This is a genomic window from Butyricimonas paravirosa, from assembly GCF_032878955.1.
Lineage (GTDB): Bacteria > Bacteroidota > Bacteroidia > Bacteroidales > Marinifilaceae > Butyricimonas > Butyricimonas paravirosa.
Map to the genome: position 1 here is coordinate 1,196,585 of NZ_CP043839.1, position 16,811 is coordinate 1,213,395.

At 45.3% G+C, this 16,811-nt stretch carries 15 protein-coding genes; 9 read left to right on the forward strand and 6 right to left on the reverse strand.

The window, feature by feature from the left end:
- The first annotated feature begins 274 nt into the window (after positions 1 to 274).
- The 3 genes from F1644_RS05095 to F1644_RS05105 all read left to right on the forward strand — a co-directional run bounded on the left by F1644_RS05095 (position 275) and on the right by F1644_RS05105 (position 3,022).
- Complete coding sequence (locus tag F1644_RS05095) at positions 275 to 541, forward strand: GNAT family N-acetyltransferase (protein ID WP_118305441.1); 267 nt, start codon at positions 275 to 277, stop codon at positions 539 to 541.
- A gap of 175 nt (positions 542 to 716) precedes the next feature.
- Positions 717 to 1,979 (forward strand): sensor histidine kinase, encoded by a 1,263-nt coding sequence (locus tag F1644_RS05100; RefSeq protein ID WP_118305442.1) that lies wholly within the window; start codon positions 717 to 719, stop codon positions 1,977 to 1,979.
- A gap of 107 nt (positions 1,980 to 2,086) precedes the next feature.
- Complete coding sequence (locus F1644_RS05105) at positions 2,087 to 3,022, forward strand: DMT family transporter (protein WP_118305443.1); 936 nt, start codon at positions 2,087 to 2,089, stop codon at positions 3,020 to 3,022.
- A gap of 7 nt (positions 3,023 to 3,029) precedes the next feature.
- On the opposite strand, the gene F1644_RS05110 is transcribed toward F1644_RS05105, so the two are convergent.
- The 3 genes from F1644_RS05110 to F1644_RS05120 all read right to left on the reverse strand — a co-directional run bounded on the left by F1644_RS05110 (position 3,030) and on the right by F1644_RS05120 (position 4,795).
- Positions 3,030 to 3,305, reverse strand: coding sequence for a hypothetical protein (locus F1644_RS05110; RefSeq protein ID WP_087422062.1), 276 nt, complete (start codon positions 3,303 to 3,305; stop codon positions 3,030 to 3,032).
- Positions 3,302 to 3,754, reverse strand: coding sequence for a putative signal transducing protein (locus F1644_RS05115; RefSeq protein WP_118305444.1), 453 nt, complete (start codon positions 3,752 to 3,754; stop codon positions 3,302 to 3,304). Before F1644_RS05115 ends, F1644_RS05110 begins: the two co-directional genes overlap by 4 nt.
- Positions 3,755 to 3,895: 141 nt before the next feature.
- On the reverse strand, positions 3,896 to 4,795 hold the full coding sequence (locus F1644_RS05120) for a transporter (protein WP_118305491.1): 900 nt from the start codon (positions 4,793 to 4,795) through the stop codon (positions 3,896 to 3,898).
- Between the two features lie 218 nt (positions 4,796 to 5,013).
- Between F1644_RS05120 and F1644_RS05125 the strand changes: the two genes are divergently transcribed.
- The 6 genes from F1644_RS05125 to F1644_RS05150 all read left to right on the forward strand — a co-directional run bounded on the left by F1644_RS05125 (position 5,014) and on the right by F1644_RS05150 (position 14,121).
- Complete coding sequence (locus F1644_RS05125; RefSeq protein ID WP_118305445.1) at positions 5,014 to 7,860, forward strand: sensor histidine kinase; 2,847 nt, start codon at positions 5,014 to 5,016, stop codon at positions 7,858 to 7,860.
- A 23-nt stretch (positions 7,861 to 7,883) separates the two neighbouring features.
- Positions 7,884 to 9,059 carry a THUMP-like domain-containing protein gene (locus tag F1644_RS05130; protein ID WP_118305446.1) on the forward strand — a complete coding sequence of 392 codons (1,176 nt, stop codon included), beginning with the start codon at positions 7,884 to 7,886 and terminating at the stop codon, positions 9,057 to 9,059.
- Between the two features lie 62 nt (positions 9,060 to 9,121).
- The gene (locus F1644_RS05135; RefSeq protein ID WP_118305447.1) at positions 9,122 to 10,321 is read left to right on the forward strand and encodes an MFS transporter; all 1,200 of its coding nucleotides are present in this window, start codon (positions 9,122 to 9,124) and stop codon (positions 10,319 to 10,321) included.
- Positions 10,322 to 10,437: 116 nt separating this feature from the next.
- The gene (gene gadC, locus F1644_RS05140; RefSeq protein ID WP_118305448.1) at positions 10,438 to 11,967 is read left to right on the forward strand and encodes a putative glutamine/gamma-aminobutyrate antiporter GadC; all 1,530 of its coding nucleotides are present in this window, start codon (positions 10,438 to 10,440) and stop codon (positions 11,965 to 11,967) included.
- A gap of 326 nt (positions 11,968 to 12,293) precedes the next feature.
- Positions 12,294 to 13,259, forward strand: coding sequence for a glutaminase A (glsA, locus tag F1644_RS05145; protein ID WP_118305449.1), 966 nt, complete (start codon positions 12,294 to 12,296; stop codon positions 13,257 to 13,259).
- Positions 13,260 to 13,425: 166 nt separating this feature from the next.
- Positions 13,426 to 14,121: an ion transporter gene (locus F1644_RS05150; RefSeq protein ID WP_087422056.1), complete on the forward strand. Its 696-nt coding sequence runs from the start codon at positions 13,426 to 13,428 to the stop codon at positions 14,119 to 14,121.
- Here the strand turns inward: F1644_RS05150 and F1644_RS05155 are convergent.
- From F1644_RS05155 to F1644_RS05165, 3 genes are all read right to left on the reverse strand, one after another.
- Positions 14,118 to 14,324, reverse strand: coding sequence for a hypothetical protein (locus tag F1644_RS05155; protein WP_087422055.1), 207 nt, complete (start codon positions 14,322 to 14,324; stop codon positions 14,118 to 14,120). The genes F1644_RS05150 and F1644_RS05155 overlap by 4 nt on opposite strands.
- Before the next feature lie 10 nt (positions 14,325 to 14,334).
- Positions 14,335 to 14,790, reverse strand: a complete 456-nt coding sequence (locus F1644_RS05160; protein WP_087422054.1) for a cold-shock protein — start codon at positions 14,788 to 14,790, stop codon at positions 14,335 to 14,337.
- 496 nt (positions 14,791 to 15,286) lie between these two features.
- Positions 15,287 to 16,684 (reverse strand): glutamate decarboxylase, encoded by a 1,398-nt coding sequence (locus F1644_RS05165; RefSeq protein ID WP_118305450.1) that lies wholly within the window; start codon positions 16,682 to 16,684, stop codon positions 15,287 to 15,289.
- Positions 16,685 to 16,811: the final 127 nt, after the last annotated feature.

Consider the following 16,811-nt stretch of genomic DNA (forward strand, 5'->3'; position numbering starts at 1 on the left):
ACGGGAGCGCTATAAAATTATACAATTATCCGAGAAATCCACTCCTAGGCTTGTAAAAATAGGTTATAAACCAAAAAATAATCATCAAATTTCTCATAATCAACATCTCAAAACATATAATTTATCATAAGCAATCAAGGCCGCACCGCTAGTATACACCATACCCTAACCAACCTCCTTTCCCCAACAAATAATTTTTAATAAAAAGTTTGAAACTGCACCTGCTCTTTTATCGTATATACAGGAAATTTATAAACTCAAAAACACTCAAAACATGGAAATTACACATGATAAAACCAGACATATGTTCGAATTCACCGAAAACGGGAATTCGGCCGTCGTAGAATACAAACCCTTTGACGGGGGAATCAACATCTTACACACATTCGTTCCCAAACCTTTGCAAAATAAAGGCTACGGGGCCAAACTTGTGAAAGAAACGTTGGATTATGCACGGGAAAATCACTTGAAGGTTATCATCACCTGTCCTTTTGCCCGCGTATACGTGGCCCGTCATAAAGAATACGAAGATCTACTTTAATGCCATCTTCCCTACTGGCAAACACCTACACATCAGAACGAAAAACAAAAATATTGCAAAAAAGGAGTGTTTGCGACAGAATAATTTTCCAAAAAATATAGAAATTTATAATTCTATCCTTTGGAACATCGGTAAAATTTAACAACTTTGTGGTGAATTACAAGAAGTGTGTAGCATGAAATATAACATCATTATCGCGATACTAATATGTGTAATCCTGTTTATTTTATACAAGTATATACAGGCGAAACAAATTATTAGCGACAAAAAAGGAGAAATCAAAACTTCTGAGGCACTATTCAATTTTATTTTACAACACATAAAGTCCTACATCCTTGTCATTGACAGGAACTTTATCGTGGAGAAAACGAACTATTACGCAATTACAGACACCGAGGACTCCGGACAACCTAAAAGAGTCGGGGAACTACTTAATTGTGTCAATTCCCTAAATAAAGGTTGCGGCAATGGAGAACTTTGCAAGACTTGTCCCATCAGACAGGCAATAACGGAAGCCTTTAAAACGAAAAAGGACTTTTCTAACTTGGAAACCACTGTAAGCCTGCGTCTATCAGACAAGAAAACCTTCAAATGCAATGTTGCCGTTTCCGGTTCATACATGAACATTCACAACCGTCCAGAAATGTTAATTACCATTCATGACATCACGGAACTCAAACAGGCTCAAATTCGCTTACAAGATGCTTTGGCCAAAACAGAACGGATTGAAAAGTCAAAATTCACGTTTCTCGAAAAACTGAGTAACGAAATTAACGACCAGTTAAACTGCATCTTAGGCTGGACCAACCTGGTAAGTACGGATAAAACGCTGACACCTAACCAGCAAAACGAGTACATGAATCTTATATACGAACACTCCGACCAACTCTCGCATCTGGCAAATGACGTGTTGCGGCTGGCCCGGATCGATGCGCACAAGATCGATTTACAGATGGCAACCTTCTGTCTGCACGAGTTTTGCCAGGATATTATCCTTCTTCGAATGAACAACACCCACCCGAACGTGGAATTGTATTTGGAAGGAGACTCCCCGAATCTCTTGGTGTACACAGATCAACAAAAATTATATCAGGTAATTCTCAATCTCCTGTCCAACGCCCAGAAATTCACAAACAAAGGACACATCAAACTCGCTTATTCCGTGGATGAAGAACAAAATATGATTAACTTCATCGTGGAAGACACCGGCTTAGGAATGCCGCCCAGAATACACACGTACCTCTTCGAGAGATTCTACAAGGCAAACACCTTTACCGACGGCCCTGGACTAGGCCTATCTATTTGTAAGGCATACATTGAGGCGATGGGCGGAACCATTCAATTTACCTCTTCTGAAGGACGTGGAACTCGTTTCCATTTTTCGATAAGAAAAGAACCGATTCCGGCAGGTGATGTCGCTCTGGATATGCACAAGTAATACATTATCCACCACCACGACCGAGTATTTGAGTTTTTAATATAATTTACAAGACCGGCTCAAACCTTATCCGGGAAGTTTCCGTTTATCACGAAAAAACGACACGAATGGAAACAACTCAAAAGCCAAAAGAGATCATCGGGCATCTCATGGTCTTGTCAACAATTGTCATATATAGCTTTAACACGAATTTCATGAAGATCCTCATGCCGGAATGGATCGGTCCTCATGGCCTCGTGTTAATTCGTTGCACGGTCATGGCTTTCGGTTTCTGGATCATCTCCCTTTTCATCCCGGCAAATAAACAACAGGCAAAACCCAAAAGAAAAGACATCCTCATGATGATGCTGGGCGGTCTGCTCGGCATCGGGGGTAACTTACTACTATACATCAACGGCTTGAATATCACGGGTCCCGTGGATGCTTTTGTTATCCGTACCGTGCAACCTATTATCGTAATTGCACTCGCCGTACTGATTCTTCACGCAGACTTCAATCGCTACAAAGCCATCGGTATCGTTTTGGGACTCGCGGGAACTCTTTACGTTTCAATCACCCCGCACGCCGGAGCTGTGAAAGACTCATTCACAGGAGACGTTCTGATCTTCGTCGCCTCGGTTTTCAATGCGCTCTATCTCATATTAATCAAACCCTACACCCAGAAATTCAATTCGGTTATCGTGATGCGCTGGATGAGCTTGGCAGCCTTTATCCTCGTACTTCCCTTCGGTTTGCATCAAACCCTCGAAGCCCCGCTATTCACGTCAGAGGCTCCCGTACATATCTGGTTGGAACTCGGTTTCGTGCTTATTTTCGCCACGATGATAGCTTACTTCCTAAACTTGAAAGCCCTGCTATACATTTCGCCCTTCGTGGAAAGCGTGTATATTTACCTCCTCCCCATCACCGGAGCCATCGTGTCAATATCGCTCGGCCTCCAGAAATTCTCATGGCACGACCCAATCGCCCTCGTATTAATCATTGCAGGATTCGCATTGATAAACAAAAAGAAAAAAGTGAAAGCTGTTATAAACAAATCTTGAAATCAAACTATAAAAACACTTTCATACTCTCTGATAAATCGGCAATAATACCCTTGTGTTTCTTCAGAAATTCACATATCTTCATCTTGGACTCGGGATTCTGTAATATTTCCGGGGATTCCAGCATCAAAGTCACCACATTTAGCAACTCGTTTGTCTCCTTGACACTTGTTGCCAACATCTGCATGAAAAACACTCTTTTCTCCTTATCCTCGAACAAAATTTCGAGCTCTCTCCGTAATTCCTCACCATCAATATTCGCCAATTTAACCTCACTCATCATTGTCTTATCTTTTTAAATTTCCAGATCTTACCACAATCAAAACACTTGTTTGCCGACCGGAATATCGGAAATAACGCCGACAACAAGAAATAAAGAATTACCATCGCCATTCCCGGCGTGTTTCTTTTACCGATATTCTCGGAACCACAGAACGGACAACAAGTCATATCCGTGGAATTATCTGCTCCCACGATCAAAATCTCCTCATCCGTTACCGAATTTTCGGGATTAATGTACCCGCCCTCTTTTAACAAAGCCACCCCCGATTCCAAATCCTCCGTGCGTACCATCAGTCTCACACCACCAATCGCCGTGGTATAGAAATTATTCACCTGTGCGGTAAACTCATCCGGTATCAAAGTCTCGATTCCAGCCGATTCCAAGTAAGACTTGATCATGTAAGCATCCTGCAAAAACGTAACTGTATGCACTACACTCCATTTACTCATACTCCATTCTCATTATATTTTGTATTCTCACTTTCCCCACAAATACCCGGACACAAGTTAGCATATTTTCGCTATATTTCCAAATATGCTGCAATAACATTCCATTTTATTCCAATAACAAGACCAATCAATGCAATATTGTCACACTTTTCCCTCCCTCTTTCTCTTCTTCCACAACTGCCAACTATTGATACTATTCTGCCACAAGACATAAGCGGCAGGTCCTATTGAAGAAAGAGGCGAAAGATACACTTGCGCCATCCATATAGCTAGAATCGTGTTTTTCTGTCCCAATCCTTGCCCCCCTGCAATGGTCTCACCATGTCGGCGACCGATCCAACGCCCGATCGCAAATTGTCCGATACACAATAACAACGCGGCAAAAGCGATTAAAAACTCTTCCCCGTAGTTTTTACTATCCTGCTGCATGATGAAAGACACCGTTTTCCCGACCACGATTGTCAGGCTGAACGACCACAAATAGAAAGAAATACTTTGATGACTTTTCAACACCTTATGCGCTGAAGGAATAAAATATTCCAAGATCCATGCCCCAGCCAAAGGCAAAAGTAACAACGGCCCAACCTGCCGGCAAACGTACCATAAAGACGCACCGAAAGACATTTCCCCTTGGGTCCCCACGAGGGAGAAAATCACGGGTGACACGATTGCCACGCACAAATTACTCGCTAACGTGTAAGCGGCCAAACATGACACACTCCCGCCCAGCATCCCCGTGACAACCGTCGCGGCCACGGCCGTCGGGGCCAGCACACAAATCATCATAGCCTCTCCCAACAAGGCATCAAAAGGGCATAACACGGCGTACACGCACACGCTACCCACGACCTGAACCACAAGCATCCACGCGTGTAACCGGGTAAAACGCATTTCCTTGATCGACAAACGACAACACGTGATTAATAGCATCACAGAAATCAAGTAAGGAGTCAAGAAAGAAAACAAGCTGAAAAAAGAGTAAAATATACCCCCGCTTAACATCGCCAAAGGCAACATCCATGTTTTTAATCGCTCTAACACATCTTCATTATTTTTCCATCGCAAAGGAACATTGAATTCGCTAATAATCCAAATAAAAAAACAGAAGATCCCCCTTTTGTCAAAACTTGTAAAATACCAGTTATAATCTTTCGTTTTTATCTCTAAATCATGGCTATTATGCAAAATTTGCCTACTTTTGCCCGTGGAACAGGAAAACGTCACAAAAGCGTAACTATCACTACTAAATAGATTCGATCATGTCGGAAAACAAGAATACCGCAATTCCGGTAAATGAATTAGAAGATTTACAAGAGAAAGAGTTTATACTCCACGAGCTACAAAAATCAGCAAAAATCGGCTGGTGGAAGGTAAACTTCAACACTCACGAAATCATTTGTTCAGACTACATCATGGATATACTCGATCTATCTAAAAACACCATGACCGTGGAAGAGTTCCTAAACATCATCAACGTGGAACACAGGCAACGTATCTCCTCCTCGTTCATCCACATCCGAACACAGAATTTCTACGACGAAATATTCCCGATACAAACAAAGTATGGAGAATTATGGATTCATTCCAAGCTGGGCAACAAAATCGTGCGGGAAGACAACACGGTTATCGCCATCGGATTTTCCCAGATACTTGATGAAGAAACGAATACATCCCTTTATAAAGACAAGGAAGACTCCCGTTTAAAGGAATTACTGGTCCGGCAATTCGCCCTGTCTCAATCCCTATCAAACTTTTTGAAAAGCGCAGACACCCAAAAAGTCATCACGGACACGCTGAAAGATTTATTACAGCAATTTAACGGGGACCGCACCTACATATTCCAATACGACAAGACCAAAGGTACACAAAGTTGTATCTACGAAGCTACCCGGGAAGAAGTTTCCCCGGAGATCGACACTTTGCAGGATATGGACATTAACTATAACCAGTGGTGGAGTAAACAAATGTTCAACAACGTGCCTATCATCATCAACAACCTCGATGAGATGCCACCGGAAGCCGTAAACGACAAGCAAACTTTGGCCCGTCAGAATATTGCCTCCCTCATGGTATTCCCACTTCTATCCGCACAAGGTATTTGGGGGTATATGGGGATAGACATTGTAAACACCCCCCGCCTTTGGAGTATGATCGACAAGGAATGGTTTTCAGCCATCTCCAACATCATCAACATCTGTATCGAATTACGAGCATCCGAGAAAAAAGCCCAACAGGAAAGAGAGTATTTCAAGAGCCTTTACGACCATATGCCGATCGGTTACCTACGGATGCAAATCTTATATAATAATTCCGGCAAAGTAACTGATTACAAATACTTGGATGCGAATCCCGCCTTTTACAATATAACAGCATCGCCAATCGGTTCGTATATCGGTCATACCGCTAAAGACTTCAACGCGAACAAACCCGAAGAACTGGAAGTGTTGCAGCAAGTCGTTTCAAGCGGCAAAGTCCTTGAAACCAATCGACTAATAGCAAATACAGGACGCCAGTATCATATCTTGATCTACTTACAAGGTCAACAAGAAGTCGTCGCTTTGTTCACGGACATCTCGGAACGGATGAAAACGATCGAGGCCCTTCGCCGTAGCGAAGAAACCCTACACAACATATACAAAAACATACCCGTTGGTATTGAAATCTATGATAAAGACGGAGCCTTGATTGCCCTAAATGATGTTGAAAGCGAAATCTTCGGATTCGAACACAAAGAAGACGTACTGGGAGTTAATCTATTTAAAAACCCGAACCTTCCCCAGCAACACCTCGAAATGTTACGGCAGGGCAAGGAAATCATATTCCCGCTGACATACAAATTCACGAACGTGAATAAAACTTACTACAACACGAAATACGAGGGAACGAGAAACTTGACGGTAAAAGGAAATTGTCTCTATGATTCCGACAATAACATAGAAAACTACCTGCTCATCGTCATCGACAACACGGAAGCCATCAAGGCTTACCGCAAAATTGAAGACTTTGAAACCCTGTTCAATGACATCGCAGAATTCTCCAAGGTAGGTATTTGCCGCTGGAATCCGCTAAGTAACAACTTTCTGGGTTCGGACGTTTGGTTTCATAATCTCAACCAGACACCCCGCCCAATCAACAATATCGTGGAAGCCTACGAGTATGCTCACCCCGATGATCTCCAATGTCTCTCCACGTTTTTCCAAAACGTCATGGACGGGGAAGAACAGTCATTCTCCGGGCAAGTACGTATCCAATTCGAGGATAGCTGGCGCTGGATGCGCGTACGTTTCAAAGTGAAAGAATACAATCCGCAGAAAGGCATTATTGAACTCATCGGGCTAAATCTTGACATCACGGAACTAAAAGAAACAGAAAGTAAACTCATTGCCGCCAAGCTGAAAGCCGAAGAGGCTGATCGCTTGAAATCGGCCTTCTTGGCTAACATGAGCCATGAAATCCGTACCCCTCTCAACGCGATAGTAGGTTTCTCCAACTTGTTGGCTGACACGAGCGACATCGAGGAAAGGGAACAATACATCTCCGTGATACAGAAAAACAACGAACTTTTATTGCAACTCATCTCTGATATTCTTGACCTCTCCAAAATCGAGGCGGGAACCTACGAGGTCACGTTTGCCGAAGTGGACGTGAATGACCTATGCGAAGAAATCATCTGTTCTCATGCCATGAAAGTCCCTCAGGGCGTGACGTTATCATTCGAGGAACACGAGCCTCATTGTTTCATTTGCAGTGACAGAAACCGCATCACGCAGATTCTTTCAAACTTCATCAACAACGCGATTAAATTCACGGAATCCGGTTACATTCACGTGGGTTATACTCTCTCGGAAAAGTACATCCGATTCCACGTGCAAGACTCGGGTATCGGGATCTCGACAAAGAATCAAGAACAAATCTTCGATCGTTTTATAAAATTAAATACCTTCGCGAGAGGTACAGGCTTGGGTTTGTCCATCTGCAAGAGTATCGTTGAAAAACTGGGCGGGGAAATCGGGGTTAAATCCACACTGGGATGCGGCTCCACGTTCTGGTTCTCGCTCCCCTATGATCCCTTGTATAAAGCAAAGTCAGGCACTACCGGCCATTGATAATTTGCTTAACACGATCGAACATGCCACTAAATCCCGAAATATCCCGTTTCATCCGGGAGCATCTGGACGACAATCCGGATCAGTTACTATGGAAGAAAAACGAGTACCCGGATGATCGTGTCGTGTTGGCCGTGGAACAAATTCAGGCCCGGGAGAATATCAAGGAGAAACTTCCCTCGTGGTATGCCTGCCGGGACATCTTCTACCCGTCCAGACTATCCACCGAACAATGCTCATCCGAGACAACTGCTCCCTACAAGGCTCGACTCGCCACGGGTAACTCCCTCTGCGACCTCACGGGTGGCTTGGGCGTCGACACGTACTTCTTTTCCCGGCAAATAGATAAAGTGACATACGTGGAGCGCTATGAATCGTACTGCGAGGCTGCTCGTTCCAATTTCCTAGCACTGGGAGCGACCAACATCGAGGTCATTCACGCTGATGCGACAACCGTGGTCAACCAAGTTATTGCCGACACGTACTACGTTGATCCCGCCCGCCGGACGACCGATAACAAGCGAGTGTTCGCCCTGACCGATTATGCCCCGAACGTACTGGAAATCAAGGAAACACTTTTACAACAAGGTCAACGCCTGATCATCAAAATCTCCCCCATGGCCGACCTTTCCGCAGTCCTGCAACTCCTACCCGAAACCACCGATGTGCATGTGGTTTCCGTCCGCAACGAATGCAAGGAACTTTTATTCGTGCTGGCTAAAACCCCGACAAATCAAGCGGTGAACATTCACACCGTGAATTTTGCTACCGACACGGAGCAATACTTTTCCTTTCTCTTGGAAGAGGAGAAGGACGCACAACCTCGCTACACGAGTCATATCGGCTCCTACCTTTATGAACCGAATAGTTCCGTCCTCAAAAGCGGAGCCTTTAAACTCGTTGCCAACCGTTACGGGCTGGAGAAACTCCACCCTCACAGCCACCTCTACACCTCGGATCATCTTGTTGCAGATTTCCCCGGTCGTGCATTTCAAGTTAAAGAAATACTGGACTTTTCAAGTAAACTGCTTAAACAGATTTCCCGCACCATCCCCAAAGCAAACATCACTACCCGCAACTTTAAACTATCTGTCAACGAACTCCGCACCCGAAGCAAGATAAAAGACGGCGGCACCACCTACCTTTTTGCCACCACCCTCAATGACGGGCGAGCCGTAATCGTGAGGACAGAAAAATGAAGTTAGTATGAATCTTTTCGCTTGTTTCTCCCGTATAGTGCAGAAAACTAAACAGGACCAACATGAAAATACAAACCGGCCATGGCATGATCACGCTCACGGCACTCCTTGCCATCTATTCCATATCGATGGTAACTTCATTACCCGGCTTGGCCATCTCGCCGATTCTCGGTGATCTCAAGAACATTTTCAAGGATGCTAGCGACTTGGAACTGCAAATGCTCGAATCGCTCCCGTCGTTTATCATTGTCCCCTTCATCTTGCTGGCAGGACGATTATCTTTAAGGATTAACAAAAAAAGAATCCTTATCATCGGGTTATCAATATTCTTCGGGTGCAGCGTGATTTACCCTTTCAGTAATTCCCTGTGGCTGCTACTGGTAGTCAGCGCCCTCTTGGGCGTCGGGGCCGGGATGATCATCCCGTTTTCCACGGGACTTATCGCTGACAACTTCACGAAACGTTACAGGACCCGCCAATTAGGTATCGCCTCGTCGATCACCAACATCACGCTGGTTCTCGCCACCTTTCTTGCTGGCGTTCTCGCCGACATCAACTGGCATTACGCATTCCTCGTGTACTGCCTGTCGGGGATCTCGCTGTTGTTCGCTTTTAAACTGAACTCTGCCCCTCCGGCAACACCGCAAAAAGCCCAACCTACAAATGATACTCCCGTATCGGCAAGCCACAACTGGCCGGTAGCGCTCATGTTTCTCTATTACTTTATCACGTTTATCGTGCTGACAGTCCCCTTTAACCTGTCGATCTACATGGAAACGTTGAAATTCAAGGACCCAGACATTTCCGGCTCGTATATTTCCGTCTTTTTCCTCGCCATGACAATTCCCGGACTTTTTATCAACAACATCATCGGATGGTTGCGCGGTTACACGAACGTGTGCTCCTCCGCGGCCATCGCCCTCGGTTTCGTGCTTTTCCTCGTGAAAGGCGGGCCGGTACTGCTAACCATCGGTGTCATCCTTATCGGGTTGGGGTACGGGTGTATGCAACCCATCATATACGACAAAACATCCACGAGTACGGCCGAATCACACGCGACATTCGCACTGGCACTGGTAATGGCCATGAATTATATGGCAATTATCACCTACCCTTTTATTCTCGAAATTTTACAGGGAATATTCTCCACGGATGCCTCCTATTTCCCGTTTTTACTCAGCACGATACTGGCCGGGATATTTGCCGTGTTCACCTATTTTAAACGAAATACGAGTACTTTGGGAATACAAATTCAACGTTAAATATGGCGCGAGAAAGAACCTTCTCGCCTTTTCTCCCGTATTTACCCCATGCAAACAAGACAGATATAACTAACCAAAATTTCTAGATTATAAATTCTAAACTAAATTAATTCAAGATGACAACAAATTCAAACACAAAAGGGACCGCGATGAAACTCGGCGTGATAACCCTCGCGATTATGAATGTCGCGGCGGTTGTGAGTCTTCGTGGCCTACCGGCAGAAGCCGTTTATGGGTTGAGTTCTGCATTCTACTATTTATTCGCGGCCATTGTATTCCTGGTTCCCACGGCTCTCGTGGCAGCCGAATTAGCCGCCATGTTCGCCCAGAAAGAGGGTGGAGTTTTCCGTTGGGTAGGTGAGGCGTACGGAAAACGTTTCGGTTTCCTAGCAATATTCCTGCAATGGATCGAGAGTACGATCTGGTACCCGACGGTTCTGACATTCGGGGCCGTATCCATCGCGTACATCGGCTTGAACACCTCCGAAGATGCCCTGCTGGCATCCAACAAAATCTTCACGCTGGTTACCGTACTGGCTATTTACTGGGTAGCAACCTTTATCTCGCTGAAAGGACTGGGATGGGTAGGTAAAGTTTCCAAGATCGGGGCCATGGTCGGGACGATTATTCCCGCCGGGCTTCTGATCGTTTTCGGTATTATTTACATTTCCACGGGCGGGCATAATAACATGGACATGAGCCAAGGTTTCTTCCCCGACTTGACCAAGTTTGACAACCTCGTGCTAGCCTCGGGGATCTTCCTTTTCTACGCCGGAATGGAGATGATGGGTATTCACGTGATGGACGTGAAGGAACCTGCATCGAAGAACTACCCGAAAGCGATCTTTATCGGTGCCGGGATTACCGTGGTTATCTTCGTGCTGGGTACGTTCGCACTGGGTTTGATTATTCCTGCAAAAGACATTAACCTGACACAAAGTTTGCTTGTCGGGTTCGACGGGTATCTCAAATACCTGCATATCAGCTGGGCCTCCCCGGTAATAGCCATCGCCTTGATGTTCGGTGTGCTTGCCGGAGTGCTTACTTGGGTTGCGGGTCCGTCAAAAGGTATTTTCACCGTGGGTAAAGCCGGTTACTTGCCCCCATTCTTCCAGAAAACAAACAAGATCGGTGTTCAAAAGAACATCCTGTTCGTACAAGGAGGAGTTGTTACGATCCTGGCATTATTGTTCGTGGTTATGCCTTCCGTGCAGTCGTTCTACCAGATCTTGTCGCAGTTGACCGTCTTGTTGTACTTGATTATGTACCTGTTGATGTTCTCCGGTGCTATCGTGTTGCGCTACAAGATGAAGAAAGCAAATCGACCGTTCGCTATCGGCCGAAAAAGTAACATCGGGATATGGATCATCGCCGGACTGGGATTCTGCGGAGCCTTGCTGGCTTTCGTGTTGAGTTTCATCCCGCCTTCACAGATCAACGTGGGTAGTAATACCGTCTGGTTTGCCGTGCTGATTATCGGGTGCGTCGTGGTTGTTGCCACTCCGTTCATCATCTACTCCTTGCGTAAACCGTCATGGAAAGACCCGAAAGCTGAAATCGCCCCGTTCCACTGGGAAGAACAACCGGTTGCCCCGGCTACTTCTACGACTTCAACTAGCCCGGCCACTCCGGATGCTAAAAAATAAATACGTAAAGAGGGTGTCCAAAAAGTCATTTTATTTCAAAAAACTCCTCCGTCACTTCGTGCCACCTCCTCTATAAACAGAGGAGGAGCTGGTGACTCTTCCCGAAGACAGGGAGTATTTCAACTCTCCCTCTGTTTATAGAGGGAAATCGGCGAGTAAGCGAGAACAGACAGAGAGTTTACTCGTTGTCTGTCGAGCGAGAGCCGATTCGAGACTGCTTGCAGGCTCAATACCCCGAAGGGGGGAGGGAGTTTGAGAAATGACTTTTTGAACAGCCCCTTCCATTCTAAACTCTAAATTTTAAATTCCAAACTATAATCACAGGTATGAAAAAAACAATTACAAGCAATGACCTCAAGAATTTAGTGAACGAGGCTCATGCACAAGTGAAGGATTTGAAGGGTGGGAAAAACGCAAATTATATTCCATTCCTGGACAAAATTGATTCTAATTTATTCGGTATATCCGTTTGTCTCCCGTCGGGAGAAGTTATCGAGGCCGGAGACACGAATTACGTTTTCGGTATCGAATCCGTCTCCAAAGTGTACACCGCAATTCTAGTCTTACGCCAGTACGGGGCGCAAGCCGTATTGGACAAAATCGGGGCGGATGCCACGGGATTGCCGTTTAACTCGATCATGGCAATTCTACTGGAAAATGATCACCCGAGTACTCCGCTCGTGAACGCCGGGGCCATCAGTGCCGACAGTATGGTGAAACCCGTGGGTAACAGTGAGGCCAAATGGAAGGCAATCACCGACAACATGCGGGAATTAAGCGGTAGCGATCTGAAGTTACTGGATGAACTCTATAAATCGGAATCCGAAACGAACTTCAATAACCGTTCTATCGCGTGGTTATTGAAAAATTTCAACCGGATTTACGATGACCCGGATATGTCGCTGGACCTATACACCCGGCAATGCTCGATGGGTGTAACGGCAAAACAATTATCCATCGCCGCCTGCACGATTGCCAATAACGGTTTGAATCCCGTGACAAAACAACAGGTATTCGACCCGTCGTTATCTCCTAAAATCACCTCCCTGATCGCAACCGTGGGATTCTACGAACACACGGGAGACTGGTTGTACACCAGTGGCGTTCCCGCTAAATCGGGAGTTGGTGGCGGTGTACTCGGGGTTGTTCCCGGACTGTTCGGTATCGCCGCTTTCGCCCCCCCACTGGACGAGGCCGGAAACTCGGTGAAAGCACAGGCTGCCATCAAGTATATCGCACAGAAATTAAACGTGAATGTCTTCGGGGGAGATCACGTGGAAGTAATCAATTAGTTTATAAAGTTTATAAGGTTCATAAAGTTTATAAAGTAGTGGATCCCTGCGGGGCGTTTTGTCAACGGCAGCTTGTGCTGCCGTTAAAACACGGTCCGAAGGACACCCGTCACTTTATGAACCTTATAAACCTTATGAACTTTATAAACTTATAAACCCATTTTCTATGAAAAGAAGTAAAGTTTTCGAGCAAATACTCAACGGGCTTGTATTGTTGGGTAGTTTGGCAATTATTATTGTTGCCTCTATCGAGTTACTGGACGGGAATAACGCTCTCAGCGAGGCTTTCATATTGAAATTCCATCTCTGGGTGTGCGGGCTTTTTCTGGCAGACTTTTTCGTTCGGTGGTACACGGATGGATGGACCGGGCGTTTTTTCAACCATAACTTGTTTTTCCTGCTGGTCTCGATTCCTTACCTTAATATCGTGTACGGTTTATCAACCACCATATCCCATTCCACGTGGCTAATCCTGCGGTTAATCCCGCTGGCACGAGGCATTTACGGGGTATCACTCATCGTGAGTTGGATGACACGCAGCCGGATCACCAATTTGTTTGCCACGTACCTGACGATTCTTTTCACGACGATCTATTTTTGCAGCATCATTTTCTACTACATGGAACACGGTGTTAACCCTCCCGTGAAAACATACTGGGACGCTTTCGACTGGGCGCTAATGAACGTCACCACGGTCGGGTCGAATATTTTCGGGGTCACGAAGATCGGGCAAATCCTTGCCGTCATTCTCGCCGCCGCGGGTATGATTTTCTTCCCGATATTCACCGCTTACGTCACGACAATATTCCAGCGAAAAAGAAAAGAAACGAACGGCACGGCCGATGAACAAACGGCTCTTTAGACTAACGGCTTGTGCCGTTTTTTATAATTTTCGATGCGGATCTCTCTTTCTTCTTCAGATAAACTGACCGGGAATTCGAAAGTCGTGCGCCCGCTAATAGTGACATACTCAACCTCACCAACTCTTTTTCTATGTTCTTTCAACGCGTTCTCCGCCTGTTGAGCCTGCGATAATCTTTCAAAATGGTTCGTGTTCTTTTTCATGTGAATTGATTTATACTGCCAATTGATTATTTATTGTACAAATATTTACGGCATTCATTCCCCGTTTCCCTCGTTCCAAATCAAACGTCACTATATCATTCTCCACGATATCAACAAGGACATTATTGACATGAAAAAAGTATTTATCCGTCCCTACCAGATTCTTGATAAAGCCATACCCTTTCTGCGTGTCAAAATACTCCACCCGACCTTTCAAAATGGCGGGAGCTTCCTGCCTGGGGATTGAAATTTGTATATCCTCTTGCACGATTTTTTCCTCATCATGCCGCTCTTCGGGCGGTGTCGAGGTAATCATGCCATGTTCATCAACATAAGCGATCATGTCATCGAAACTGGTCGCTTTACCGGATTGTTTTCTCTCTTCCTTCCGGTTTTGTTTTGCCTGTCTTCGGGCTTGTTTTTTCTTCTCGTTTTCTTTTTTACCAAATGTAGTAGGTTTTGCCATGCAATTTATTTTAATTAATAATATCATTTACTTCTAGTGTCCTTACAGATAGGATGGGTATAAATAGTCAAACTTCCGGCCATGATTAAAAAAACGGGACACAGAAATTCAATTCATTCGTTTTAAAATGACAAATTAGAGATAGGGAGAATTAAAGGAGAAACCTGATTAACTTGTAAAAACGTTCCGATCAATAATATTCGAAATTCTAATTGAAACAAAGATAACACAATTTACCGGAAAAACAAGCTTTATTTCCCGATTATCGCCCTGCCATCACTTTAGACATCGAGCAAACAGCCCCGTGTTGCCCTTCCCCCGCAAACCGTCTCCTTAACAGTTTTCCTTCTCCACCACTTCTTCACCTGTGTACACGTGTTGAGAGACAGCCTGTTAACACCTTTAAAACTGTTAACATAAAAGAATCATCAAGCAACAGAAAAAGAGGACCGCCAAGGCGATCCTCTATATAGTAAATAGTTGACAAACAGTATGTTTATCTGGAATGATTAAAACCTCTCGGTTTCTGTGGTTCTTTCTTCGCCCACATCAGAGCGCTATTTGTCGGCTCTTTCAGAGCATCCAACTGGTTCACGCAACGTTTGATGTCCTCCATCAACAGATCGGCCAAATCAAACCCGGTGCCCTGTCGAACAACAACACGCATGATTATCACGCCCTCCATCGCTTTCGGCATCGTGTAAGCAGGCACTTGCCATCCTTCCACGTGCAGCGCATCCGACAAGTCGTACAAAGTCCATTTCCGGTTTGGATCATCTTTCAATTTCCAGATGAACAACGGGTTCGGCATATCATTACTGAAGAACTCGAAAATACCCATCTTTTTCAATTGCTCTTTCAGGTAGAGACAAACGTTCAGGCAATTTTGCTGTACTTTCTTGTACCCTTCCTTACCCAAGCGCATGAATTGGTAATACTGGGCCAATACCTGGTTACCCGGACGAGAGAAGTTGATGGAAATACTCGGGATATTAGCTCCCAGATAATTCACGGCAAAGTTCATTTCCTCGGGCAAATATTGCTTGTCTTTCCAAACCACCCAGCCCACACCGGGATATACCAGACCGAACTTGTGACCTGAAGTACTGATGGAAAGTACCCATTTCAAACGGAAATCCCAGATCGTTTCAGGATCGATGAACGGGTGGATAAACCCACCGGTAGCGGCGTCCACGTGGATACAAATCTCCCAGCCTTTCTCGGTGTTCAACTTGTCGAGCGCGTCGTTAATCTCCTTCACGTTATCATTCAACCCGGTAATCGTCACTCCTTGAATCGGCACCACGCAAATGGTGTTCTCGTCGCAAGCCTTAATCACGTCCTGCGGGTCAAGCGTGATCTTCTCCGCCGTCACGGGAATCATACGCATCTCGACATCCCAGTAGATAGCGAATTTCTCCCAAACCACCTGCATACAGGTCGAGATGATGAAATTCGGTTTATCGATAGGAAGACCTTTTGCCTTACGTCTCTTCTGCCAGCGTTTCAAGGCGGCAATACCACCCAGCATACAAGCCTCGGAAGAACCCACGGTACTCGTACCCGTGCAATACGGTTTCTCCGGTGAATTCCACAACTTGGCAAGGATATTCACGCATCGACGCTCGATCTCCGCCGTTTGCGGGTACTCCGTCTTGTCGATCATGTTCTTATCCATGTTCTCGGTCATCACTTTTCTAGCGTAATCATCCATCCATGTAGTCACGAAAGTCGCCAGATTCAAACGTGAATTACCATCCAACATGGCCTCGTCATGCACGATTTGATAGGCAACTTCGCCCGGCATCATACCCTCTGGCATCTCGTATTTCGGTGCCACCCGGGCCTCTTCATCCGTCCCAAAAACCGGTGTGATAGGATTTTCTGTCTTCATAATTAATTAGTTTAGTTTATTTAGAAAATTTTTAAAGGGCGTGTCTGTCAAGACACTCGTGAATAATTACGATGCCGCGGGACGAAAGTTTCAACCTCCCGCCACATTTAACAACCCTTGTACTTTG

Bases quoted from the DNA above. Each gene is read 5' to 3' on its own strand.
- F1644_RS05095 (WP_118305441.1), top strand. From the start codon at position 275: ATGGAAATTACACATGATAAAACCAGACATATGTTCGAATTCACCGAA.
- F1644_RS05100 (WP_118305442.1), top strand. From the start codon at position 717: ATGAAATATAACATCATTATCGCGATACTAATATGTGTAATCCTGTTT.
- F1644_RS05105 (WP_118305443.1), top strand. From the start codon at position 2,087: ATGGAAACAACTCAAAAGCCAAAAGAGATCATCGGGCATCTCATGGTC.
- F1644_RS05110 (WP_087422062.1), bottom strand. From the start codon at position 3,305: ATGATGAGTGAGGTTAAATTGGCGAATATTGATGGTGAGGAATTACGG.
- F1644_RS05115 (WP_118305444.1), bottom strand. From the start codon at position 3,754: ATGAGTAAATGGAGTGTAGTGCATACAGTTACGTTTTTGCAGGATGCT.
- F1644_RS05125 (WP_118305445.1), top strand. From the start codon at position 5,014: ATGTCGGAAAACAAGAATACCGCAATTCCGGTAAATGAATTAGAAGAT.
- F1644_RS05130 (WP_118305446.1), top strand. From the start codon at position 7,884: ATGCCACTAAATCCCGAAATATCCCGTTTCATCCGGGAGCATCTGGAC.
- F1644_RS05135 (WP_118305447.1), top strand. From the start codon at position 9,122: ATGAAAATACAAACCGGCCATGGCATGATCACGCTCACGGCACTCCTT.
- gadC (WP_118305448.1), top strand. From the start codon at position 10,438: ATGACAACAAATTCAAACACAAAAGGGACCGCGATGAAACTCGGCGTG.
- glsA (WP_118305449.1), top strand. From the start codon at position 12,294: ATGAAAAAAACAATTACAAGCAATGACCTCAAGAATTTAGTGAACGAG.
- F1644_RS05150 (WP_087422056.1), top strand. From the start codon at position 13,426: ATGAAAAGAAGTAAAGTTTTCGAGCAAATACTCAACGGGCTTGTATTG.
- F1644_RS05155 (WP_087422055.1), bottom strand. From the start codon at position 14,324: ATGAAAAAGAACACGAACCATTTTGAAAGATTATCGCAGGCTCAACAG.
- F1644_RS05160 (WP_087422054.1), bottom strand. From the start codon at position 14,790: ATGGCAAAACCTACTACATTTGGTAAAAAAGAAAACGAGAAGAAAAAA.
- F1644_RS05165 (WP_118305450.1), bottom strand. From the start codon at position 16,684: ATGAAGACAGAAAATCCTATCACACCGGTTTTTGGGACGGATGAAGAG.